At 42.6% G+C, this 23,367-nt stretch carries 23 protein-coding genes and 1 other RNA gene; 5 read left to right on the forward strand and 19 right to left on the reverse strand.

The window, feature by feature from the left end:
* Window positions 1-30: 30 nt before the first annotated feature.
* The 12 genes from GOP56_RS09140 to GOP56_RS09195 all read right to left on the reverse strand — a co-directional run bounded on the left by GOP56_RS09140 (window position 31) and on the right by GOP56_RS09195 (window position 15,064).
* Window positions 31-843 (reverse strand): transporter substrate-binding domain-containing protein, encoded by an 813-nt coding sequence (locus GOP56_RS09140; protein WP_163245410.1) that lies wholly within the window; start codon window positions 841-843, stop codon window positions 31-33.
* 544 nt (window positions 844-1,387) lie between these two features.
* A complete protein-coding gene (gene rpe, locus GOP56_RS09145; protein ID WP_003336786.1) occupies window positions 1,388-2,035 on the reverse strand; it encodes a ribulose-phosphate 3-epimerase in 648 nt (215 codons plus the stop codon).
* Window positions 2,029-2,928: a ribosome small subunit-dependent GTPase A gene (rsgA, locus tag GOP56_RS09150; protein WP_163245411.1), complete on the reverse strand. Its 900-nt coding sequence runs from the start codon at window positions 2,926-2,928 to the stop codon at window positions 2,029-2,031. Before rsgA ends, rpe begins: the two co-directional genes overlap by 7 nt.
* A gap of 18 nt (window positions 2,929-2,946) precedes the next feature.
* Entirely contained in the window at window positions 2,947-4,959 is a 2,013-nt protein-coding gene (gene pknB / locus GOP56_RS09155) for a Stk1 family PASTA domain-containing Ser/Thr kinase (protein ID WP_163245412.1), read from the reverse strand.
* Window positions 4,941-5,729, reverse strand: coding sequence for a Stp1/IreP family PP2C-type Ser/Thr phosphatase (locus tag GOP56_RS09160; RefSeq protein WP_163245413.1), 789 nt, complete (start codon window positions 5,727-5,729; stop codon window positions 4,941-4,943). Before GOP56_RS09160 ends, pknB begins: the two co-directional genes overlap by 19 nt.
* 6 nt (window positions 5,730-5,735) lie before the next feature.
* Entirely contained in the window at window positions 5,736-6,806 is a 1,071-nt protein-coding gene (gene rlmN, locus GOP56_RS09165; RefSeq protein WP_003342772.1) for a dual-specificity RNA methyltransferase RlmN, read from the reverse strand.
* Window positions 6,807-7,000: 194 nt separating this feature from the next.
* Window positions 7,001-8,362 (reverse strand): 16S rRNA (cytosine(967)-C(5))-methyltransferase RsmB, encoded by a 1,362-nt coding sequence (gene rsmB / locus GOP56_RS09170; RefSeq protein ID WP_163245414.1) that lies wholly within the window; start codon window positions 8,360-8,362, stop codon window positions 7,001-7,003.
* 4 nt (window positions 8,363-8,366) lie between these two features.
* Window positions 8,367-9,320, reverse strand: a complete 954-nt coding sequence (fmt, locus tag GOP56_RS09175) for a methionyl-tRNA formyltransferase (RefSeq protein WP_003342768.1) — start codon at window positions 9,318-9,320, stop codon at window positions 8,367-8,369.
* 4 nt (window positions 9,321-9,324) lie between these two features.
* Complete coding sequence (def, locus tag GOP56_RS09180) at window positions 9,325-9,804, reverse strand: peptide deformylase (protein ID WP_163245415.1); 480 nt, start codon at window positions 9,802-9,804, stop codon at window positions 9,325-9,327.
* A 49-nt stretch (window positions 9,805-9,853) separates the two neighbouring features.
* Complete coding sequence (gene priA, locus GOP56_RS09185; protein ID WP_163245416.1) at window positions 9,854-12,334, reverse strand: primosomal protein N'; 2,481 nt, start codon at window positions 12,332-12,334, stop codon at window positions 9,854-9,856.
* Between the two features lie 6 nt (window positions 12,335-12,340).
* Window positions 12,341-13,597 carry a bifunctional phosphopantothenoylcysteine decarboxylase/phosphopantothenate--cysteine ligase CoaBC gene (coaBC, locus tag GOP56_RS09190; RefSeq protein WP_163245417.1) on the reverse strand — a complete coding sequence of 419 codons (1,257 nt, stop codon included), beginning with the start codon at window positions 13,595-13,597 and terminating at the stop codon, window positions 12,341-12,343.
* Between the two features lie 306 nt (window positions 13,598-13,903).
* Complete coding sequence (locus tag GOP56_RS09195) at window positions 13,904-15,064, reverse strand: hypothetical protein (RefSeq protein ID WP_121472600.1); 1,161 nt, start codon at window positions 15,062-15,064, stop codon at window positions 13,904-13,906.
* A gap of 193 nt (window positions 15,065-15,257) precedes the next feature.
* Between GOP56_RS09195 and GOP56_RS09200 the strand changes: the two genes are divergently transcribed.
* Window positions 15,258-15,674: a jacalin-like lectin gene (locus GOP56_RS09200; protein ID WP_003336771.1), complete on the forward strand. Its 417-nt coding sequence runs from the start codon at window positions 15,258-15,260 to the stop codon at window positions 15,672-15,674.
* Between the two features lie 174 nt (window positions 15,675-15,848).
* Here GOP56_RS09200 and rpoZ read toward each other — a convergent pair whose 3' ends face one another.
* From rpoZ to GOP56_RS09220, 4 genes are read right to left on the reverse strand one after another with little or no spacing between them, the layout of a single operon-like run.
* Window positions 15,849-16,052, reverse strand: coding sequence for a DNA-directed RNA polymerase subunit omega (gene rpoZ / locus GOP56_RS09205; protein ID WP_003336770.1), 204 nt, complete (start codon window positions 16,050-16,052; stop codon window positions 15,849-15,851).
* Between the two features lie 3 nt (window positions 16,053-16,055).
* The gene (gene gmk, locus GOP56_RS09210) at window positions 16,056-16,700 is read right to left on the reverse strand and encodes a guanylate kinase (RefSeq protein ID WP_254068678.1); all 645 of its coding nucleotides are present in this window, start codon (window positions 16,698-16,700) and stop codon (window positions 16,056-16,058) included.
* A complete protein-coding gene (remA, locus tag GOP56_RS09215) occupies window positions 16,693-16,953 on the reverse strand; it encodes an extracellular matrix/biofilm regulator RemA (protein ID WP_003336768.1) in 261 nt (86 codons plus the stop codon). The genes gmk and remA overlap by 8 nt, the downstream gene beginning before the upstream one ends.
* An 18-nt stretch (window positions 16,954-16,971) precedes the next feature.
* The gene (locus GOP56_RS09220) at window positions 16,972-17,850 is read right to left on the reverse strand and encodes a YicC/YloC family endoribonuclease (protein ID WP_121472601.1); all 879 of its coding nucleotides are present in this window, start codon (window positions 17,848-17,850) and stop codon (window positions 16,972-16,974) included.
* 171 nt (window positions 17,851-18,021) lie between these two features.
* Here GOP56_RS09220 and GOP56_RS09225 point away from each other — a divergent pair, with 171 nt between their 5' ends.
* A complete protein-coding gene (locus GOP56_RS09225) occupies window positions 18,022-19,752 on the forward strand; it encodes an Rqc2 family fibronectin-binding protein (protein ID WP_163246829.1) in 1,731 nt (576 codons plus the stop codon).
* A gap of 117 nt (window positions 19,753-19,869) precedes the next feature.
* Entirely contained in the window at window positions 19,870-20,361 is a 492-nt protein-coding gene (locus tag GOP56_RS09230) for a hypothetical protein (protein WP_163245418.1), read from the forward strand.
* Between the two features lie 64 nt (window positions 20,362-20,425).
* Here the strand turns inward: GOP56_RS09230 and ssrS are convergent.
* Window positions 20,426-20,617: non-coding RNA, 6S RNA (gene ssrS / locus GOP56_RS09235), on the reverse strand.
* 695 nt (window positions 20,618-21,312) lie between these two features.
* Here ssrS and GOP56_RS09240 point away from each other — a divergent pair.
* Entirely contained in the window at window positions 21,313-21,483 is a 171-nt protein-coding gene (locus GOP56_RS09240) for a YjzC family protein (protein ID WP_003336762.1), read from the forward strand.
* 86 nt (window positions 21,484-21,569) lie between these two features.
* Here the strand turns inward: GOP56_RS09240 and GOP56_RS09245 are convergent, their stop codons facing one another.
* Window positions 21,570-21,812, reverse strand: coding sequence for a hypothetical protein (locus GOP56_RS09245; RefSeq protein WP_163245419.1), 243 nt, complete (start codon window positions 21,810-21,812; stop codon window positions 21,570-21,572).
* Between the two features lie 101 nt (window positions 21,813-21,913).
* Here GOP56_RS09245 and GOP56_RS09250 point away from each other — a divergent pair, with 101 nt between their 5' ends.
* Complete coding sequence (locus GOP56_RS09250; RefSeq protein ID WP_163245420.1) at window positions 21,914-22,441, forward strand: DUF309 domain-containing protein; 528 nt, start codon at window positions 21,914-21,916, stop codon at window positions 22,439-22,441.
* A gap of 68 nt (window positions 22,442-22,509) precedes the next feature.
* Here the strand turns inward: GOP56_RS09250 and GOP56_RS09255 are convergent, their stop codons facing one another.
* Window positions 22,510-23,229, reverse strand: a complete 720-nt coding sequence (locus GOP56_RS09255; protein ID WP_163245421.1) for a CPBP family intramembrane glutamic endopeptidase — start codon at window positions 23,227-23,229, stop codon at window positions 22,510-22,512.
* Window positions 23,230-23,367: the final 138 nt, after the last annotated feature.

Raw genomic sequence — 23,367 nt, forward strand, 5'->3', positions numbered from 1 at the left:
ATCTTGCCCTGTAAAAAAAGCAGACTGGGATTATTGTCCCAGCCACTTTTTAATCAGTTTGTCCATTTCACCGTTTTCTTCCATCTTTTTCAAGATTTCATTAAACTTTTCCACATGTTCTGATCCTTTTGGGAAAGCAATTGCGTAACCTTCTGTATTATTTGTTGTCATAACCGTTGATTGCAAACCAGGGTTTTTCTCCAGGAAGCCTTGGGCGATGGTATTTTCTACAACTGCCGCCGCAGATCGACCCGTAACCACCTCTTGAATGATTTCTCCCATTTTATTTAAGGAAACCACCTCAACCCCAGTAACCTCTTTCGCAATCACTTGAGCGGCCTTTTCTTGCATAGAGCCAATTTGAGCGGCTAGCCGTTTGCCTGATAGCTGTTCTGGCTTGGTAATAGACAAGTCTTTTTTGCTCACTAATGTATTTTTTGCTTCATAATAATTATTGGAGAAATCTACATTCTTCTTACGCTCAGGTGAAGTGGACATCCCCGCCATTACGAAGTCTGCTCGTTTTGATTGAAGAGCAGGAACCAGACCATTAAAATCTGTATCCACTACTTTTAATTCATAACCAAGTTCCTTTGCAATATAAGTAGCAATATCGATGTCCATGCCTACAATTTGGTCATTGCCATCCTTTGTTTCATGGAATTCATACGGATAGTAATCCGCTGACGTGAACATCGTTAAGGTTTTAGCCGCTGCTTGATCTGTGTTTTTGTTAGCTGCATTTCCACTGTCCTGACTAGCAGAACCACAGCCTGTTAATAAGGAAACAGATAATAAAGTAGATAAGGCAATTGCTGCAAATGATTTTGTAGATTTTCTCATAATAATACCCTCCTGTATGAAACACCGATGATCTACGATGTGTGTAATCCAATTATTTACGAAACACTGAAAACTTATATTTATAATACCATATGTATAAAAATAAGAAAGTAAAATTTAATAATATTTTTTAAAACTTCATAAATAAACAGTGCGTATCTAACCATAATTCTTGTCCTATCAGCTTGCTTCAAATAAAATCTCCGTATAGTGTGCGATCAAAACTAATCATCTATTCACATATATTCGCCTTTATAACCTGCTCAAAACCAGTATTTATACATTTTTTCGGCTTTTATGCATTTTTTATGCATGAATATCTGTTCTTTATTAGGTCGCCAAAGACAAATATGCATGTAAATATAAAATGCGCACCTTTAATCTTTAAGGTACGCATTCCTATTATGGATTCACACTGTAATATTTACATAGTCTTTTCATTCTTTTTTACCTATAGTCTTAAACGAATCCAAAAGCTTACAGAGATGGTCATAAAAAAAAGGATGCTCCCTCCGTATAAAAATGAGAGAGTCATCCTTTTTTGTTAGCCGCGAATCTCAGCGATCGCCTTTGCTCGATCTGGTTGATTATAAACAGCAGAACCTGCGACAAGTACAGTTGCTCCAGCATCCTCACACAAGCGTGCCGTTTGAGCATTTACCCCACCATCAATTTCAATATCAACATGAGATAAACCACGTTCATTTAATAAATGACGTAGATCACGTATTTTTGGTAATACGCTATGTATAAATTTTTGACCGCCAAAGCCTGGGTTTACCGTCATCAATAACACCAGATCCAAATCCTCTAGCACATGCTCGATCGTGCTAATTGGAGTAGCTGGATTTAAAACAACCCCTGCCTTTACACCTTGTTCTTTAATGTGGTGAATAGTTCGATGTAAATGGCGGCAAGCTTCCTGATGAACAGTGATGTAATCTGCTCCACTTTTAGCAAATTGAGCGATATAGCGATCCGGTTCTTCAATCATCAGATGTACGTCTAAAGGAAGTTGTGTGACTGGACGAATCGCATCGACGATCAAGGGACCTATCGTAATATTAGGGACAAAATGACCATCCATTACATCTACATGAATCCAGTCAGCGCCTCCACGTTCTACATCTTTAATTTCTTCTCCTAAGCGAGCAAAATCAGCTGATAGAATAGATGGTGCGATTTTTACCATTGTTTGTTCCTCCTCAGGTATTCTCTCAACTCTTCCATGAACTGTAGATAATGTTTATAACGATGTTCCACGATTTCACCAGCCTGCAAAGCCGCTTGGACTGCACAGCGTGGTTCCGTTATATGCAAACATCCCCGGAACTTACACTCATCGCTTCGTTGCTCAAAATCACGAAATGCTTGCGCCAAATCTAGCTCGGTCATATTGATAAAATCCAATGAACTAAATCCAGGTGTGTCCGCAACATAGCCACCTTCCTTTAATGGAAGCAGCTCTACGTGGCGAGTAGTGTGTCGACCGCGTCCTAGCTTTTGGCTGATTTCTCCCGTTTGTAGGCTTATTCCTGGAAAAATAGCATTTAGCAAAGATGATTTCCCTACTCCTGATTGTCCAGCAAACACCGCTAGCTTTCCAATCAGCTCTTCACGGACTTGTTCTACACCACGCCGATCAAGAATGGAGGTGGGAATCACTCGATATCCCACCTTTTCATATTCCGCTACAAGCCTGCTGCATTCTTCCTCTTCCAATAAATCTGCCTTCGTAATAACAATAATCGCATCAATGCCAGCATGCTCCGTATGCACAAGGAATTTATCCAACAGCAACGGACTCATATCAGGCTCCTTAGCAGAGAATACTAGGACAGCTAAATCAACATTGGCAATAGAAGGGCGAACCAGCTCACTTGTTCGCTCTCCTATCTCCATCACATACCCATCTCGATCATTTGGGGCCTCAAATACAACCCAATCGCCAACTAAAGGGGTAATCTTTGCCCCTTTCTTTTTAAACAAGCCACGAGCTCGACATTGGACGATTCGCTCTGGATTCGCTTGATCGGCCACGTAATAAAATCCACTTAATGCTTTTACAATTCGCCCTTCTGGCATGCATGTACCTCCAGCGTTTTACGGATACGATTGATAATCAACATCTATGGTATTGATTGTTTCGCCATTCTTTCTAACCTCGATTTTTCCATTCGTCTCTGGCGATAAGATTACTTCAACGCTGAAATCAGCGCTTTCTGATATAGATTGATGAATGGGCTTTAGTTCCGTTTTGCGAGCATCATTTACAACGATTTCAATGGTTGCAGAAGGTACTTCGACAGGATCGTGCTCAACATGAACAGGAACACTTACAATCTTGGCATCAGAAGGCCATTGTCCATTGCTTATTACCATGTTAACCTTCGTACCTTCTTCGACTACAGTGTTAGCAGGAGGATTTGTGGAAAGGACAATACCTCTTTCCCGGTGTTCATAAGAACCCTGCTCTGATAATTCTCCCTCCTTTAGATTTACATTGTTAAGAGAAGCTTTCGCCATCTCCCAATGCTTACCAACTAAATCGTTTGGTATTTTTGTCCGTTTTTTCCCTTCACTAACCGTTAAGGTCATGACAGTATCTACGAAAGCAAGATTAACATTTGGCATTGGATCTTGAGTCATGACCTGTCCCGCTGGAACATCATTGCTTTCTTTCATAACAATCTTTACTTCCTTAAAGTTAGCTAAACGCGCTTTTTGTTCTGCTTCCTGTTGTGACATACCGACGTAATCAGGAGTCGGTAGTAATTGTTTTCCTTTACTGATCATTACAATTACCGCGCTATTTTCTTTAACGCGCCTTGTTGCCGCTGGATCTTGCTCAAAAACCTTGCCCTTGTCTTCGGCATTAAAGGCCTCTTCAAACGTAGCACTTAATCCAGCATTTTTCAGGGCCGTATCTGCTTGCTCTCTCGTCATTCCAATCACATTAGGTACATCTGTTTCTGGAACAGTGAGTATCTTCATTGCAAGGTTAAAACCAAAAATAGCCAAAACAACGAATAGAACAGCGATACCAGACCAAAGAAGGCTTCGCTTCCACCAGATCCCCTTTTTCTTGTTAGCCAAGTTCTCCTCCTCCTCTTCCTCCTCGTCTCTATATTGCTCCTCTGTGCTTGCCACCTTTTGAGGAGTGCGGATAGGATAGGTTCTCGGTTGATAGCTATCTTGTTTATTTTTCTCCAGCATATCTGGCGTGATTGCTGAAATGACCCTTGTTTCTTCATCATCAATATCACTTGCAAACGTAAGCTTTGATTCATGACGTCTTTCTGTTGACAAGCACGTTTCCAAGTCCTCATACATTTCCCGTGCAGACTTGTAGCGCTGGAATGGGTCCTTAGCCAAAGCACGAATAATAACATTTTCCAAGCTTTGTGGAATAGCTGGATTTAATTTACGTGGTTCAGGCAATGGGTCTTGTAAATGCTTAAGCGCTACAGTAATGGGCGAATCTCCTGAAAATGGCAACGTACCGGTAACCATTTCATACAGTACAATTCCGAGAGAATAAATGTCGGATTTCTCTGCCGTGATTCCTCCACGAGCTTGTTCAGGAGAAAAATAATGGACTGAGCCAAGTACCGAACCCGTCTGTGTAATCGTCTGTGACGTAACCGCACGGGCAATCCCAAAATCCGTTACCTTCACACGACCATTCGTTCCAATCATGATATTGTGCGGCTTAATATCGCGATGAATGATCTGGTTTTGATGGGCGTGATCTAGTGCGTCACACACCTGCATCGCGATTCGAACCGCCTCACTCATCAGCATGCCGCCTTGAGCGGTGATAATTTCCTTTAAGGTTGAGCCTTCGATATATTCCATCACCATATAATGAATATCATCGTCTTGCCCAACATCATAAACATTGACGATATTATGATGCGAAAGACTTGCTACCGCTTGCGCTTCTCTGCGAAATCTCTCTACAAAGTCTTCGTCCGTGCCAAATTGGGGTCTTAGCAATTTGACGGCAACGATTCGATTTAATACAAGATCTCTGGCTTTGTAAACAATAGCCATTCCGCCGCCACCAATCACTTCCTCAAGTTGATAGCGCCCACCTAGTCGTTGACCTTGCATTCTCCTCCCCCCTCTTTCTCACAGACTTGCGAAGGCTTCTTTTTATTACGTATGGCCACACAAGTAATATTATCTTCTCCCCCTGCATCAAGTGCATATTGAACAAGTGCGTCCACGCTTTGCTGCAAAGGTATTGGTTTAGCTAACCATTCCTCTATGATCTCTTCTGGAACTTTGTTGGATAATCCGTCTGAGCAAAGCAGCACAATCTCGCCATCTGACCACTCAAACTGTCCCAGATCAATTCGAACATGATCCTCCGTACCTAGAGCTCTCATCAGGACATTGCGCTGCGGATGCAGGGACGCTTCCATTTGATTGATTTGCCCGCTTTTTAACAATTCCTGTACAAGCGAATGGTCCTCTGTATGCTGAATCAGCTCATTTTCCTTATAAATATACAAACGACTATCACCAATGTGTGCGGTGACACCCGCATCATTTCCTAGTAGTGTAGCAACGACTGTGGTTCCCATCCCATTACACTCCGGATGTGCCTCGGCATACTCATATACCTCTTGATTAGCAAGAAGTAAAGCATCCATCAATAATTCTCGCTCTTCTAAAGGAGCCATGCTATGTTCAACTTTTTTCATTTCTTTTAAAATGCGTTCAACCGCCATTTTGCTCGCAACATCGCCAGCTTGGTGACCGCCCATGCCATCTGCGACAACTGCAAGTACGCGTCCAGCCAGGTCAACTGCACAGGCATAAAAATCCTCATTAACTTGTCGGACGCACCCCACATGCGATTTCATCGCTATTTCCATACTTTATCACCCTGCCGTTTCTTTCGCGTGTTGCGCACGCAATTGACCGCAAGCAGCCGCAATATCACTGCCGTGCTCCCGTCGAATTGTAACGTTTATACCGCGATCGTCTAAAATGCGTTTAAAGGTGAAAATATCATTTTTAGCCGTGCGAACATAATCGCGTTCTGGCACGTAGTTCACAGGTATTAGGTTAACGTGGCAAAGCATATCGCCGATTAACTCGGCCAACTCTTCCGCATGATGCGGCTGGTCGTTCTGACCACCAAACAAACCGTACTCAAAGGAGATACGACGCCCCGTTTTAGCTATATAATGATGACAAGCTTCCATTAATTTTTCCAACGGGAAGCCGCGATTGATCGGCATTAGCTTGGTTCTTAGCTCTGTGTTAGGGGCATGAAGGGAAATAGCTAGGTTCACCTGCCCTCCACGCTCAGCAAATTCATAAATCTTAGGCACGATTCCGCTGGTGGAAACTGTAATATGCCGTTGACCAATATTTAATCCCCGGTTGTCATTAATGATGTTCAAGAAGGATAATAGTGGTTCAAAATTCTCAAATGGTTCGCCAATCCCCATAACAACTACATGACTTACACGTCCTTCATCTGCATCTAGGGCACGTTGGGCTTGCAATACCTGTGCCACAATTTCACCAGCATCCAGATTTCGCTTTAAGCCACCCAGTGTCGATGCACAGAACGTACAGCCAATGCGACACCCTACCTGTGTTGTTACACATACGCTATTTCCGTAATTGTGGCGCATGATTACTGTTTCAATGGCATGCCCATCTATCAGTTGGAATAAGAACTTGATTGTTCCATCCGCTGATTCCTGATGTGTAATTTCGGTTAGCGCATTGATGCGAAACTCCTCATTTAATTTATCACGCAAGGCCTTCGACAGGTTGCTCATCTCTTCAAATGCTGTTACTCGTTTCACATATAACCAGTCAAAAATTTGTGCAGCTCGAAATGCTTTTTCCCCATTCTCTTCCAGCCATTGCTTCATTTCTTCAAGACGCAAGCTATAGATTAAGGGTTTATTGTCTGTAAATGACGTAATGTTCATTGTAAGATTCACCTTTTTACTAGTTGTAACTACATTGTATTTGGGGATAAGAAACAAACCCCATTCACTCATTGTACCCTTTGTGACGGAAAAGGAAAAGTGGAAAGCCGCAATTGCAGATTTCCACTTGACTTTTTTTCACATAGAGACCTGATTTCTGCCACCTGATACAGCCTGGTAAACCAGTTCGTTATTTATTTACAAACACGCTTTATTCTGGCAATAAAAAATCCATCGCTAGAAAAGTGGTGTGGCAAAATCTGCACATAGCCCTTCGAAGCATCAATCTTTTCAGTTAAGCCTGTAGGCAAGTCTTCTGCCAATGATTTATCCAGCTCATACTCTGGGTGCTCGGCAATAAAACGCTCCACAACATCTTGATTTTCCTGAGAATCGATTGTGCATGTACTATAAACGAGGTAACCATCCGGCTTTAGTAAAGGAGCAACGCGCTCCAGCAAATCATATTGAATCTCAGAGATCGCTTTTATATCCTCTGCTGTTTTATTCCATTTCAGGTCAGGCTTACGGCGAATGACACCAAATCCGCTGCAAGGAGCATCTAGTAAAATCCGATCAAATTCACCCACGTTACGGTCTAATAAATCAGCCGCATCCGCTACCATTGTTGTGATAATCGTAATTCCTAGACGTTTCGCATTTTGCTCAATTAGCTCGCGTTTATGAGGATGGACATCGCAAGCAAGAATCCCCCCCTGATTGCCCATCAGCTCTGCCATATGCGTTGTTTTCCCACCTGGTGCCGCACAAGCATCCAGAACTCGTAGGTTTGGAGTAAGGTGCAGGGCAGGGGCCACTAGCATAGAGCTTTCGTCCTGAATGGTGCAAAATCCTTCTTGAAACCAAGAAGACCCTGCTGCATGTCCACTTTGTAGCAAAAGAGCATCTGGCGTTAGCTCAGATTTTGCAGCCTCAGGGAATGCTTCCTTCATTTCTTGTAACAACGCATCAGCAGTTGTTCGCAAACGATTTACTCGAATGCTTGGCATAGGCGACTGATTATTGCTGTGACAGATCGCTCTGGTGGTTTCCTCACCATATTGCTTAACCCAGCGCTTGACCAGCCACTCTGGATGTGACTCGGTGACCGCAATTTGTTTTGTTATGCCTTTAGGTAGTTTTTCCCATGACTCTGGTTGGCGAAGAATATTGCGCAAAACCCCATTGACTAATGAGGAAATCCCCTTGTGTCCGCGCTTTTTGGCAATCTCAACCGCTTCATGTACGGCTGCTCGATCGGGAACACGATCCAAAAAACGAACCTGATACAGGCTCATTCGTAATAATTGCAGGACCCAGCCCTGAAGCTTTTTTGTACCACCCTTTACAAATTGACCAATCACTTCATCTAACGTCATTCGGCGTTGAATTGTTCCATAAACAAGCTCCGTTACCAATCCTACATCTGCTTTGGAAAGGCCTGCTTCACCTAACGCGTATTTCAATTCTAGGTTGCTATAGGATTGATTCTCTTCTACTCTCACTAGAACATCTAGGGCTACTTCCCGCGCTGTTGTACTTCTCGTTTTTGACACGAATCTATTCTCCTACTTTCGAACCTGAAGCAATTGAAGCGCCTGCACCGCGTAAGAAATCGTACACGCTCATACGCTTTTTGCCCTCTGGTTGGATTTCTTTCAAGATAATACTTCCTGCTCCACAAGCAATGATGAGACCATCCTCGGTTCGGCCGATGATGGTTCCCGGTGTAGCCAGTTGGCCAGCTAGCTCCACTACTTCGGCCCACCAAACTTTCCACACTTTGCCTTCAAAAGTCGTAAAGGCAACAGGCCATGAGTTCATACCACGCACCTGATTATATATTTCCCGCGCTGATTTATTCCAATCTAGTCGCTCATTCTCACGTTTAATATTAGGCGCAAAGGTAGCTTCCTCGTGGTTTTGAGGCTCTGGTGTGATCTCGCCCTTCAATAGTTTAGGCAACGTTTCGATCAATAAGTCTGCTCCGGCTGTCGCTAACTTTTCAAACATGCTAGCTGCCGTATCGCGTTCTTCAATCGGTACAATCACCTTCGAGATCATGTCACCTGCATCCAGCGCTTGTACCATATACATAATGGTAACTCCTGTCTCCTTCTCGCCATTAATAATGCTGGCGTGAATGGGAGCGCCGCCACGATATTTTGGCAACAAGGAGGCATGTATATTAATGCATCCATGTTTAGGAGCTTCCAATAAAGAGACAGGTAAAATTTGACCATAAGCTGCTGTTACAATCAAATCGGGACGAGTTGCATCCAACACACTTTGAACGGATTCGCTCTCCCTAATTTTTTCCGGCTGATAAACAGGCAACCCGTGACGAAGTGCTAGCTCTTTCACCGGAGGAGGGGTCAGCACGCGTTTGCGGCCGACCGGACGATCTGGTTGTGTCACAACACCTACAACCTGATAACCATTCGTGATCAGGGCTTCCAAGCTTTGTGTAGCAAAATCAGGGGTTCCCATAAAAAGAATACGAGTATCTTTCAAGACACTAAACCCCTTCCTTGCCCTCTGTTGCAGGATATACTTTTTCAGCGATATCGATGAATAATACACCGTTCAAATGATCCAGTTCATGCTGAATGCAACGAGCTTCTAAGTCGTCTACTTCTAGCTCATAGAGATTACCGTCACGGTCTTGTGCACGCATTTTGACCACCATATGACGACGAACATCACCATGTAAGCCTGGAATACTTAGGCACCCTTCTGGATAATTCTCAAATTGCTCGCCACTAAACTCAATGATTTCAGGGTTGATCGCTTCTACATAGAAATCGCCGCAATCCATCACGAATACGCGTTTCGAAATACCTACCTGCGGAGCCGCAATCCCTACCCCGTTTGCTGCATACATTGTATCTTTCATATCATCAAGCAATTTGTGCAGGTTACTGTTAAATTTGGTTACCTGTATTGCTTTTTCTCTTAAAATAGGATCAGGATGGTTTACGATGTTGCGAATTGCCATAAAAAAGGCCTCCTTTATCTATATCCAGCATAAATTGCATTTGATCTGATTAAAGTAGCATCTGTGGGTCGACATCTATCGTGGACAACACTTTGTTTTGTTTCATCCAATCATCAAAATGTAGCGTAGTTTGCGCCAACAGATCAAATATTTTCGGTTCATCACGATATTTTAACATGATCTGAAACCTAAATCTATCTTTGATCCGGGCAATCGGTGAGGCCACAGGCCCCAGAACTACGGTTGTCTGCGCCAGCCGTGGCCGTAAATAAGCAGCATACTGTTCCGCAGCCCGAATCACCATAGGAACATCCTCATGGGAAAATGTGATCAATACTAGCCGATAGAATGGGGGATAACCCTTCTTCTTACGGTGGACCATCTCAGCTTGATAAAAGGCTTCATAATCGTGATGAGTTGCATGCTGGATGCTGTAATGCTCAGGTGTATAGGTTTGTACGACTACATCACCAGAAAGCTCATGCCGACCGGCTCGCCCCCCTACCTGGGTTAGAAGCTGAAACGTTTTTTCTGCCGACCGAAAATCCGGCAGATGTAAGGATGTATCGGCAGCAATTACTCCTACGAGCGTTACACGCGGAAAATCAAGACCCTTCGCTATCATTTGTGTGCCTAATAAAATATCACCCTGACCAGTGCGAAATTTCGTCAAAAGCGCCTCGTGCGCTCCTTTTTTGGAGGTAGTATCCACATCCATTCGAATAACGCGAACACCGGGAAATAATTTAGCCAATTCTTCCTCGACCTTCTGTGTCCCTGTGCCAAAAAAACGAATGTGATCACTTTGACATTCAGGACAATGCTTTGGCTGGGAAATGGTATAACCACAATAATGACAGCGGGCCGTATGATTTGTTCGATGATAAGTAAGTGAGATATCGCAATGCGGGCAGGCCAATGTATAGCCACAGGACCGGCACATGACAAAAGTAGAGAAGCCTCTACGATTCAAAAAAATGACAATCTGCTCCTGTTTTTGAAGCCGATCCGCAATCATTTGATGTAGGCTCCTGCTAAACATGGATCGATTTTGCTCCCGCATCTCTTCCCGCATATCCACCACATGCACTTTAGGAAGCGGTCTGTTCCCTACCCGCGACTTCATCGATAACAAATCATAACGTCCACGCGTTGCCAACGCATAGGTTTCCAAAGCGGGTGTGGCACTACCCATGATAAATACAGCTTTATTCATCTGTGCTCGCCATAACGCCACATCCCTAGCATGATATCTTGGGGTCTCCTCCTGTTTATAAGAGCCCTCATGCTCCTCATCCATGATGATCAGGCCCAGATTACGAAACGGAGCAAAGATAGCCGAACGGGCGCCGACTACCACCTGTACCTGCTGCCGCAAAATTTTGCGCCACTCATCATAGCGCTCACCTTGTGACAACGCACTATGTAATACAGCTACATTATCACCAAAACGCCCCTTAATCCTCTCTACCATCTGAGGTGTCAGGGAAATTTCAGGCACTAAAAAGATGGCTTCTCGGCCCTTTGCTAACGTATGTTCGATTGCTTCCATATACACTTCAGTCTTACCGCTACCCGTGACCCCATGTAGCAGGAAGGAATGATATTCTTCTTGCTCAACGGAACGCAAAATGGCCGCTAAATTATGTTGTTGCTCCCGTGTCAATATATGCTTTGGCGGAGGTGAAAAAGTACGATTGGCGTAAGGATCCCTCCCTACTTCTTTCTGCTCTATCGCTATCCAGCCTTTTTGTTGCATCGTTGTAAGTGTGGAACGAGTAATAGATAGCTTTTCGATTACATCCTTGACTGGGTATGATGCCTGCTGTCCTTGTTCCTTCTGCTGATTCAGCAAAAATTCAAGTACATCTCGCATACGATAGGAACGCTTTGGGATGTTCTCCATAAGCTCCCATGCTCGTACCTCATCTATTGCAAGCTCTACATGTGCTAGCTTTTTATGGGTTAGCCGATTTTTCACCTGATATTCACTAACAATTAATCCGTTTTTAATCCATTTCGGTATTTGTTTACTATCCGCAGGGAATTGCTTGTCTGCTTCTGTTTGCAACAGGCTTCCTTGATGAAGTAAATAGCGTAACATAGGATGTTTTTCTACCAGTTCTTCATCGACTTCATCTGCAAGCATGTACCATTTTTCTGTTTTCCCTTTTAAAACAGCAGGCAACATCGCTGCAATGGACATAGTAAGTGGGCATAAATAACGATGGCTCATCCATTCCGCCAATTGAATTAATTCAAGGGAGAGTGGAGGAACATCGTCTAATACCTTTTCCATTTCTTTTATTTTGATCATGCCAGGGCCATCAGGATCATGATCTGCCTCTTGTCCTTGTATCAATCCGATGACATACCCTTGAACCTTCCTCGGTCCAAACGGTACAACAACACGACTTCCTACCGCTACCAACGGCTGTAACCACAGGGGAACAGCATAGTCATACGGTCGATTGGTCCGAGTTGCTGGGACATCTACAATGACTTTTGCTCTGATTTGATGATTATTCATGCGGCATCACGCCTCTTGAACCGCTACTTGCAGATTCTGCTTTATTACATCTATAAGTCGCTCCGCTACGTCCCGCTTACTCATTTTATCGAGACGAATCGGTGCTTGATCCTGTTGATAGATGGTCACAATATTCGTATCAACACCCATACCCGCACCTTCCTGCAACACATCATTTGCTACAATCATGTCCAAATTTTTACGGCGCATTTTATCTAGTGCGTGCTTCTCAACCTCCTGCGTTTCCGCTGCAAAGCCGACTAGCATCTGATGGGTTTTCTGTTCCCCTAACGTCCGAAGAATATCTGGGGCTTTTACTAACGAAAGCGAAAAGTCCTCACTCTGTGTTTTCTTGACCTTATGCGTATACACTTGTTCTGGGCGATAATCAGATACAGCGGCTGACTTAATCACAACATCGGCCTGTGGATAAACCTGTAGAACTGCATCCAACATCTCTTGGACAGACTCGACTGGGACAAAAGTAACTCCAGCAGGGATAAAAAGCGCTGTAGGTCCGCTAATTAACGTAACATCCGCTCCACGATCACGTGCTGCTTCTGCAATCGCATAGCCCATCTTTCCGCTCGAATAATTTGAAATATAACGTACTGGATCAATTTTTTCACGGGTAGGTCCTGCTGTCACAACGATTTTTTTACCTTGCAGGTCCTGTTGAGGTGCTGAATGTAATGATTTCGTAGTGGTCTCTTTCTGTTCCAAAAAGCGTATAGCCGCTTCTACAATTTCTTCAGGCTCGGCTAGGCGTCCTCTGCCAACCCATCCACAAGCCAGCATGCCCTCATTTGGCTCTACCATCGTCACTCCATAGGTGAGTAAACGCTGCATGTTGGCTTGTACAGCAGGATGATTATACATATTTACATTCATAGCCGGTGCTACCATGACAGGAGCAGTCGTAGCTAATAACATGGTAGATAACATATCGTCAGCTATTCCGTTTGCATATTTCCCGATAATATTAGCTGTGGCAGGGGCGAGTATGACCAAGTCAGCTCGATCTGCTACATCTATATGAGAGATTACTCCTGGAACCGGTTCTTTGAACGTGTCTGTATAAACAGGTCGATGCGATAATGCTTCAAACGTAATCGGTTGTACAAACTTACAAGCATTAGCCGTCATCACGACGCTTACCTTGGCTCCTGCCTGTGTCAATTTACTTGTTAAGGCTGCTGCTTTATAGGCGGCAATTCCACCGGACACACCCAGAACAATCTCTTTATGTTGTAAGATACTCATGGTACAGCTCCTTTCACGCCAACCTACGCAAAAAACAACCTTCAAAAAGTGGTTGAGCGTTTTGCATTCATTACAGTTATCGTATAAATTTTATTGTTATATTGGCTTTCTCTGCTTTCGAGTATATATTTTTTATAGCCTTTTGTAACCTCTTTTGCCTATTTTGGTCTTAAATTTGCCCCATTTGTACAATCCCTTCTCGACCATCATGAAGCCATTTCTTCCCCTATCATTAACCTGCTCCTCCAAGAATAATCACAAAAAGCCCCTGCATGACCGCAAAGGCTTTTCATTTGTTTATCTATACTATTTAGAACCATCATTCACATAAATTGTAAAAATATCGCCATTACCATTAACCCCTATTTTTAGCGCATCTTGCTTATCTGGAAGAGAAAATTGAATCATACTCCCTTTTTGATTATCGTAATTCATACCGCCATAGGTCCAGTCCATAACCTCTTGAATTTTATACGCTTGCGTCTTCTCTTTGTCAAAACTTTGGAGAAATTGAGTCGCTTTTTGCTTAGCGATATCTGGAGCAGGGATTTTATCGGATAACGTCGGATAATCTAACAATTTCAATTGGCCATTCTTTTTGATAGCGATGGTAGCAACGTTAAGTGACCCCCAGCCTTGATCTGGTGTATGTTTTAGAGTCACGTTAAATGTTTGATTATGATATTCATACGTAACATTCTTAAGTGGGAATGTTTTAAAATGAGACAAAGTAGCTATTACTTTATCATAGGTAACCTGGGCAGGCTGAGAAAGGATATCATCCTGCATTTCACGTGTATTCAAGTCTGCACCGTACCACTTATCAAAGGTTGTTGGTTTCGTTTCAATCCGATATACGCCGATACCTCCATCGTCCGCAAAGGTAATAGACGCGTATGTAGCCATATTCCCATTACCCTCGATAGGAGATTTCACATTAACAATAGGTGGACGCGTTTTACCCGGAGCATCGCGATCAGGTTCGCGCCAAATTGAAATGATCTGATAGTTTTTCGCTTTCGCTCCGTACAAATTCTGTAGCAATGTAGTTGCTTTCTCTTTTGCTTGCTCATCTGTAATAGCCTTTTTGTCTCCAGTAGATGTTTTATATCGATAATCTCCTTCCCTATCCACTCCAGCTGGTTCCATAAGCCAGAATCTATACAGTTGATTCGTTTCCTTATTGATTTCTATCGAGAGAGAAGGCGTACCCGGACCATTTTTACTCAGCGTCACCTTTACCAAGTCACTCCACTCATAATTTTCCAGGTTCACCTTGTGATAGTCCTTAACCTTTGGAAACATAAGTGCTATTTTTTCCTGCCATTGACTTGCGACCTTTGTGTACTTATCCATCTCCACCTTCTGCGTGACGACATTTCCCTTTGCATCGACAGCCTCTAGCGGTATTGCTGATAACAGGCTGATTATTGCTGCCGTGGCTGTAAGCCTATGAAATGTATTCATTTTGTACCCTCCTGATTTCTGTTGCGAATTTTTGTATCCTACATTAGTCACAGAAAAAGTAAAAAGGTTACAGTTTGCTTGTAAAAATAACAATAAATCTGTAATTCATAACGTTGAAGTTTACGTATAAATTACATTTATTGGAATATATTTACATTGATTCAAAGTTGATTTCCCAAAGGAGTGATCAGGTATGTCGTGGAGAAAATCTACACAATTTGGCGGCGACGGCGGTAGCCCCTTTAGTGATGATCTCACTAACGTAAAAAGATTAGCAGGCTTCTATATCCGTCACGGCAGTAGAATCGATGCTATTCAGGGGATTTATGAGTATTCAGACGGGAGAAGAACCCCACAAGGCTTCCATGGGGGATACGGAGGCTCTCATAACATTGTTTTCTTTGAAAATGATGAGTATATCATCCAAATTACCGGGCGTACCGATAGACGAGTAGATCAACTTACCTTTACGACAAATAAGCGTACGTATGGTCCTTACGGCGGGGATGGGGGCAATCCCTTTGAGATTGACGCCGCACATATAAGCGGCTTCTTCGGAAGATCTGCTAGTGAGCTTGATGCGATAGGCTTTTTTATACCTACAGTCTAAACATACATTTTTTAACGTTATCATTCACTTGATAACGTTTTTTTCATACTCACCAACTTTTGATGGTTACCAGTCGTAAAAAAGCAAAAAGCTCTCTTTATGTAACGATCATAAAGAGAGCTTATCGGTCTAAAACGAGCCTGTACCTATTACTTTTTCACTTTTTTTTTCGGGTTATTTTACTGCTGGCGTCTCGTACAGTAATTTGTCTGAGATGATTTCCTCTAACGATTGCCCAACAAATTTTTTCGAGAAAGGTTTTTCTACTTGCATATCATTGTCTTCACGAAGCTGACGTGCACGCTTGGAAGCGAGTGTCACCAATGTGTATTTACTACCTACTTTGTCTACAAGTTTATCAATCGATGGATATAACATGTATTATACCTCCTTAAGCCATTTCAAAAATTTATGAACCTGACGATCTTTTTTCAAATGCTCGGCTGTTACAATGGATTTGATCTTTTCACATGCATGTGAGATTTCATCATTAACGACAACATAATCATAATGATCCATCATCTCAATCTCAGTACGTGCCATTGCCATCCGATTCTTAATGGATTCTTCCGTTTCCGTACCACGTCCAACAATGCGGTTTTGTAACTCTTCCAGATCAGGAGGTGCTAAGAATAAGAAAATGCCTTGCGGGAATTTTTCTTTTACCTGAATGGCTCCTTGCACTTCAATTTCAAGGATGACATCTCGTCCAGTAGCGAGTGTATCTTCTACAAAACGTCTAGGCGTTCCATAGTAGTTACCAACATACTCTGCCCATTCGAGAAGCTCATCTTCTTTCATCATACGCTTAAACTCTTCTTTTTCTTTAAAGAAATAGTTTACCCCATCCACTTCGTTCACACGCGGTTGTCTGGTTGTCGCAGATACAGAGTAGATAACGTCCGGCATGTATTCTCGAAGTGCTTTACAAACCGTTCCTTTACCCACTCCAGATGGCCCCGACAAAACTAACAGAAGGCCGTGGTCCTTATCCATAATCTTTGTTTCAACTCCTACCTTATTCATCAGACTCGTCATCTTTATTGGTTAGACGTTGGGCAACCGTTTCTGGTTGTACCGCTGATAAAATGACATGATCACTATCTGTGATAATCACAGCACGCGTTCTACGTCCGTACGTAGCATCAACAAGCATGTTGCGATCCCTTGCTTCTTGAATAATTCGTTTAATTGGTGCGGATTCAGGACTTACAATCGAAATAATGCGACTTGCATTCACGATATTTCCAAACCCGATATTTATCAACTTAATCCCCATAGAGATTGGCACCCTTCCTCACTCAACGTTCTGCACTTGTTCTCTCATTTTTTCCAGTTCGGTCTTCACTTCAACTGCCAAGCGCTGAATCTGTAAATGATTCGCTTTTGACGCGATTGTATTAGCCTCTCTGTTCATTTCCTGCAATAGAAAGTCCAATTTGCGTCCAATAATCTCCGAGCTATGTATCTGTTCCAAAAATTGCTCACAATGGCTTAACAAACGCGTAATTTCTTCGGAGATATCAGCCTTTTCAGCAAACAATGCCACCTCTTGAAAGATTTTAGATTCATCTAGCATATGATCTTCCATAATTTCATCAAGGCGATTTTTCAAGCGATTGCGATACTGCTCTCTTACTTCAGGAGCAATATCCTGCAAAGTGTGGGTCGTTGACTTAATGTATTCGAGGCGTCGGATCAGATCAAGCTGCAGGAGATTCCCCTCAGTACTCTTCATAACATAGAGCTCTGCCAACGCAGCATCTGTAGCCTCATCTAATAGTTGTTCTACCTCTTCATCAGAAATCTCAGGTACACTGGCTTCAATTAATACGCCAGGCATACGCATCAGATCTTTCACATGAAGGGTCTCAGGCAAACCAAAGCGCTCCACTAGCTGATTGGCCGCCGTAACATAAAATTGCGCTGTATTCCAATCAACCTGAACCTCGGAAGACTCGTCCCGAACGGCTTCTAGCGAGACGGTGACATCCACTCGCCCACGGCGCACTTTCGTTGCAATCCGCTTTTTCACTCGTTCCTCATGCATGGTCCAGATTTTTGGCAACCGAACAATAATCTCACAAAAACGATGATTAACCGAGCGCATTTCCACCGTTAAACGCATAGATCCACGTTCTATTTCTTTTCGGCCGTAGCCTGTCATAGAAATCATCTGGTTCCACCCACAGACATAAAATCGTTAATTTATTATAGGAGAGAATACAGTCTAGTGTCAACTTGACTCCCCATTACAAAATTACTGTTCCTACTTGGGTTGAGCTTCCCTGTATGCTACACTGAGGAAATAGCTACTGCTAGGTAGAGGAAGCAAGAGGTGAAGAATGTGGCTTTTGACGGATTAGTAACTAGAGCGGTCGTTCATGAGCTATCCATGCTCGTAGGAGCCCGTATTACTCGTATACATCAACCGCATCCAAGCGATATCGTTATGCAGGTGCGCTCAAACCAAGGAACGTTAAAATTAGTAATTTCAGCAAATCCAACCTATCCCCGCATTCATTTGACAACAGAGGAATTTATGAATCCAAAGGAAGCTCCGATGTTTTGTATGTTATTGCGGAAGCATTGCGAAAATGGGGTAATTGAGGCCATCACGCAGGATGGAATGGAACGTGTAATTTACATTGATCTAAAGTCTCGTGATGAGCTAGGAGATACAACCAGAAAACGAATTGTAGTTGAGATCATGGGCCGTCATAGTAATATTATTTTGCTAGATGTAAAAACTGACATGATTCTGGATGGCATCCATCATGTTTCTCATGGCGTCAGCCAGTATCGTCAGGTATTGCCAGGTCGAGCTTATGTAGCTCCTCCTGCCCAAAATAAGCTGAATCCATTAACGGCAAGCGAGCAGGATTTTGTGATGGCACTCCAATGGAACGAAGGAAAGCTGGACAAACAGCTTGTCGAGCGTTTCAGCGGTCTTAGCCCCTTGATAGCGAGAGAGCTTGTTTCTAGAGCAGCTCTGCCTACACGTGATGCAATTTGGCATGAGTTCTCCAGCTTTATGGAACAAATGAATCTTCACCGTTATGAGCCGGTGATTGAGACAACCAATGACAAAGCTGCCTTCTCCATAACCTCTCTCTCACATCTAGGTGTCAGGGAAAGCGAGACCTTCACGTCAATCAGCGAATGCTTACAACGATTTTATGAGCATAAAGCTATGCGAGACGTGGTTAAGCAAAAGGTGCAGGATTTATTGCGATTGGTAACGAATGAAAAGCACAAAAACGAGAAAAAAATCGAAAAGCTACACCATTCTATCGAGGATGCCCACGAGGCCGAACGTTATCGCCTTTACGGTGAACTGATTCTTTCTCATATGCATCAGGTCAAAAAAGGAGATACTGAGCTTACTGCAACCAACTGGTATAGTGAAAATGCGGAGACAATTGTCATACCGCTAGATCCGTTAAAAACACCGTCGGAAAACATGCAAGCTTACTATAAAAAATATAACAAAGCAAAAGCAAGTCTGGCATTTATAGCAGAGCAAATTAGCTTGGCTGAACAGGAAGTCATCTATCTGGATGGCATTCTTGTACAATTGGCTCACGCTAGTTTAGCAGAAGCGGAAGAAATTCGGGAAGAGTTAGTGGAGCAAGGTTATCTGCGCAATCGAAACAAACGCGGTTCTAAAAAGAAAAAAGAGACTGCGCCTGAGCTTGATACTTACTATTCCTCAGATGGCGTCACGCTGTTAGTCGGAAAAAATAATAAACAAAATGAATATTTGACTAATAAATTAGCGGCCAGCTTTGAGACATGGTTGCATACCAAAGACATCCCTGGTTCCCATGTGGTCATTAGATCACGTACAGTAAGCGATCAAACCTTATTTGAAGCAGCCATGCTTGCCGCCTATTTCAGCAAAGCTCAACAAGGCAGTAAAGTGCCAGTCGATTACACCTTAATTCGACATGTAAAAAAACCAAGTGGTGCTAAACCTGGCTATGTAACCTATGACCAGCAAAAAACGCTATTTGTTACTCCAAATGCTACCTTAGTCGCTGCGTTACGAAATAATTCGGCAGCAGAACAAAAATAACGCTAGGTCCACGTAATCACCTTTGTTCATACATAGACTGCATATCTATACCGCATCCGTTTCATACTACATATATGAGATAAGCGGTAGATTATTGTAGTGAACGAGGGTGAAAATGTGGAAGTAATTGGAATTGTCCAAACAGACCTGAATGAATTCAGCATTCTATTCGAACCGGATAAAAAGCAGAAGCAAGACCAACAGGGAAAGCAAAATGGAAACGATCAGAATCATCAGGATCAGGATCATCATCACGATGACGACAGTACTTTTCTCAGTTTTCTTGGCGGGGATATTTTACAGGAAACTGGCAATTCAAGAGATAAATCACAGCAACAACAGGAGCCACAGGAGATGGTTGTCCGAATCAAGGGAATTCCTGAGGGGCAAAAGGCGACATTTTTGCAGATGTATCAGATCGTAACAGATGCTCAGAAACAAGGAGATTTGGAGCAGCAGCTCACAATCGTAAGTATTGAAAATCCAAATAGTCAGCAAAACCAGCAAGGAAATCAACAGCAGCAGCAACAACAGGATAAATCAAAAAAGGGCTCGTCCAAAGATCAAAAGAACAACCAAAAGGACAAAAACAAACAGCAATATCAATGAAAATAGCTCTTACTTACACAAAAAAACCTGAAGCAATTGCTTCAGGTTTTTTGTTTCTTATGTATAACGCCCCGCTCTGCCGTCTTGCTATACATGTTTCTTTTAACCTGAAAGACCAGGTGGGTGACTCAGCCGCCCTTCTGCCTTCCCATCGTCCCATAAAGGAGGTGGGCTTGACATTAGGTAACAGCGTTCTGTCTCCCTAGAAACACTTAAGGTTAAAAACATATTAGCTCAACGCACATCGCAGGAATATGCTACACATCATATGTATTTGAAATCCTATCACAAATACCGATTGGAATCAACTTTTTATACAAATGTTACTAAAGGATTCTGTAGGTATATCATATCACTTTTGTTTATACAGGACAAGGCTTCTGTTACCAGTAGCTCAGATATGTATTAGGTAGGAGACAGAGGGTTTATTTTATGAGGGTATCTCTGCCATGATTTCCACCGAAAAAGCAAGAGAAGCGCCTTACAGCGCCTCTCTCCTTAAGCATTAACTAGCATTTTTTATGACAGTCGTGATGGTGACGACCGTGTCCGCTGAAACCGTCGTCAAACTCATCAAAAGCAGGTGCTTCACATACTATTTTGTGGAATGGTACACATTTACAAACTTTTCTCCAATGCTTCGTCATGAAACAATTTCCGGAGCCGCCGCCAAAGCCACCATGATCACGATACCCTCCACAATGACCACAACCATGGAATCTTCTTCTTCTTCTGCAACCACAACCCATAAACTCATCATCCTTTCGTTGTCTGATACGTTACCAAATTATGTACAAATCAATGTTTGTGATTGGTACAGGTGTCTAGTTCAATCAAAATCAGCTAATGTACCGGAGACAATCGTCTATTTTTTGGCGTTTTTTGATGTACATGAGCCCATTTTTATGAGGGGATACTAGTGATAACATATGAAGAAGGAGTGACGGAAGCATGGGCGAACATAGCCGGTTTCGTGAAGGAGAAAAATCACCGAAAAATCAAGTCTATATCGAAATTGGAGAAACAGGGTCAGGTGTAGAGGACCCCATGATTATTTCCCTAAAAAAGGGGGAGAAATTCCCTTCTACCCGAAATAAAAATCGTGTGTGGACACAAAAGTAAGCCTATCTTTTTGTATAAAAATGAAAAAGACACAGCCTGATACCGGCATGTGCCTTTTTCATTTTCTTTTTTTTCACACTTTTAATTTAGACCTCGTCGTCCTCGTCCTGTTCCTCGTCTTCTTCATCACCGCTTAAATAGATGATGGTTACCCCAAGCTCCTCTAACAAACGGATCACTTCTTTATTTAACGTTACATCTGCCAATAGCCCCAGACTTTCCACTAGCTCTAATTCCTCTAGATCTCCTGATTTTGCATCCTCAATAAGCTCCAGAATTTCCGTCATGCGTCTTTCTTTTAGTGCATCTACTATTTCTTGTTGAGTCATTTTTTATCCACCTTTATCTACACGAATTGTATTCCCGCTCTACATTAGGGGAGTTCATCTATTATAATAAAGAAAAACATGGATTAACAGGAGCGAATCAAATGTATCCTTCTGCTTATGTAGCATTTCTACTGCATTTTCATACTGATCGAGATTATTTTGAATGTCATGAGATTTTAGAGGAATATTGGAAATCACTTCCTCCAGACAAACGTACCTCTACCTGGGTATGTCTCATTCAGGTAGCCGTTGCCCTCTATCATCATCGCCGTGGCAATTTTAATGGCGCAATTAAATTACTGCAAAATGCCTCCTCCTTAGCGATTTCAAATAAGGCTGAGCTACTTCATTTAGGCATAAACGTGGATTTGTTTACACAGCTTCTACAAGAACGACTACAATCTGTATTAGCGAAGGAACCATATGTCAGCTTGAATCTTCCCTTAGCTGACAAAAGCCTTCTGAAGCAGTGTCAAAAGCTAGCTAATCATCGTGGATTAACCTTCGGAAATATCGATACCCCTGCTGATGAATATCTTGTACACAAGCATACCCTACGTGACCGTAACGAGGTTATCATGGAGCGCCATCTTAGCCTCACTCAAAAGAAAAACCAGAACGATTCGTGAAAATTACTACATTAAAATATCGTTCCCCTAGCTGGAGAGTTTTCCACATCTGGCTAGGGGAATTCTTTTTACAGGACATTTCGTAACATCGTGTACATCAAGGCCCAATCAGCAAATAAATGACTGATCCATGTCGGATAAATACTTTGATACCTTCTCCTTAACCATGCCCAAAACACACCAGTCATAAAAACCAGAAACGTAGCGACCAGCCCGGCCTTTATACCGAACAAAGTTACTCCAATGATGCAATGATACAGCGAATAAAAAAAACTGCTAAGTAAAGCGGCTTTAAATAGCTGCATCTTATAAAGTAGGCGTTCGAGCAGAAAGCCCCTCCACAGCATTTCTTCAAAAAGAGAGTTGCCAATGGTCATATATAGGGCAAACCACCACTTCGTTTCTTCGGTTAACCCCCAAGAAAATAACTTATTTCTCATCCACTCTGTAGATACCCCTGTCCATAGCAATATATAAAATCCAAGGCAAATCAGGATAAACAATAAAACACCCGAGATAATGCCCCACCAAATACCTTTTAGCTTTCTTTCCTGATGTCTATGCAAGCCCCATGCTTCTCGCCACTTTATCGCCAGATTTCCCTCCCAATAGGCATGAAAAATAGGGATGATTAGACAGGTTACAAGATGAAAGCCAATAAAGGTAATAAATAAGCTGTGCCTTTCAACTAATCCATAAAATATGGTGAGGGTGGCAAAGCAGCTATAGCATATCAGCATTAATAAAGGCTGTCTTCTTCGTTTGTCAGCTTTGTTTGTATGCAACATACTCACTCCCCCCAGATTTCTACTCTAGTTTGTGATGTTTATTCTCTTTCTATTTGTAATGAATGAAAAATAACTAATGCGCATAGATAAGAAAAAAGCCATAAATAAGATATGCCTATTTATGTAAATATTGGTATA

Source organism: Brevibacillus sp. 7WMA2, from assembly GCF_010748895.1.
Lineage (GTDB): Bacteria > Bacillota > Bacilli > Brevibacillales > Brevibacillaceae > Brevibacillus_B > Brevibacillus_B halotolerans.

Bases quoted from the DNA above. Each gene is read 5' to 3' on its own strand.
- GOP56_RS09140 (WP_163245410.1), bottom strand. From the start codon at position 843: ATGAGAAAATCTACAAAATCATTTGCAGCAATTGCCTTATCTACTTTA.
- rpe (WP_003336786.1), bottom strand. From the start codon at position 2,035: ATGGTAAAAATCGCACCATCTATTCTATCAGCTGATTTTGCTCGCTTA.
- rsgA (WP_163245411.1), bottom strand. From the start codon at position 2,928: ATGCCAGAAGGGCGAATTGTAAAAGCATTAAGTGGATTTTATTACGTG.
- pknB (WP_163245412.1), bottom strand. From the start codon at position 4,959: ATGCAAGGTCAACGACTAGGTGGGCGCTATCAACTTGAGGAAGTGATT.
- GOP56_RS09160 (WP_163245413.1), bottom strand. From the start codon at position 5,729: ATGGAAATAGCGATGAAATCGCATGTGGGGTGCGTCCGACAAGTTAAT.
- rlmN (WP_003342772.1), bottom strand. From the start codon at position 6,806: ATGAACATTACGTCATTTACAGACAATAAACCCTTAATCTATAGCTTG.
- def (WP_163245415.1), bottom strand. From the start codon at position 9,804: ATGGCAATTCGCAACATCGTAAACCATCCTGATCCTATTTTAAGAGAA.
- priA (WP_163245416.1), bottom strand. From the start codon at position 12,334: ATGAATAATCATCAAATCAGAGCAAAAGTCATTGTAGATGTCCCAGCA.
- coaBC (WP_163245417.1), bottom strand. From the start codon at position 13,597: ATGAGTATCTTACAACATAAAGAGATTGTTCTGGGTGTGTCCGGTGGA.
- GOP56_RS09195 (WP_121472600.1), bottom strand. From the start codon at position 15,064: ATGAATACATTTCATAGGCTTACAGCCACGGCAGCAATAATCAGCCTG.
- GOP56_RS09200 (WP_003336771.1), top strand. From the start codon at position 15,258: ATGTCGTGGAGAAAATCTACACAATTTGGCGGCGACGGCGGTAGCCCC.
- rpoZ (WP_003336770.1), bottom strand. From the start codon at position 16,052: ATGTTATATCCATCGATTGATAAACTTGTAGACAAAGTAGGTAGTAAA.
- gmk (WP_254068678.1), bottom strand. From the start codon at position 16,700: ATGAATAAGGTAGGAGTTGAAACAAAGATTATGGATAAGGACCACGGC.
- remA (WP_003336768.1), bottom strand. From the start codon at position 16,953: ATGGGGATTAAGTTGATAAATATCGGGTTTGGAAATATCGTGAATGCA.
- GOP56_RS09220 (WP_121472601.1), bottom strand. From the start codon at position 17,850: ATGATTTCTATGACAGGCTACGGCCGAAAAGAAATAGAACGTGGATCT.
- GOP56_RS09240 (WP_003336762.1), top strand. From the start codon at position 21,313: ATGGGCGAACATAGCCGGTTTCGTGAAGGAGAAAAATCACCGAAAAAT.
- GOP56_RS09245 (WP_163245419.1), bottom strand. From the start codon at position 21,812: ATGACTCAACAAGAAATAGTAGATGCACTAAAAGAAAGACGCATGACG.
- GOP56_RS09250 (WP_163245420.1), top strand. From the start codon at position 21,914: ATGTATCCTTCTGCTTATGTAGCATTTCTACTGCATTTTCATACTGAT.
- GOP56_RS09255 (WP_163245421.1), bottom strand. From the start codon at position 23,229: ATGTTGCATACAAACAAAGCTGACAAACGAAGAAGACAGCCTTTATTA.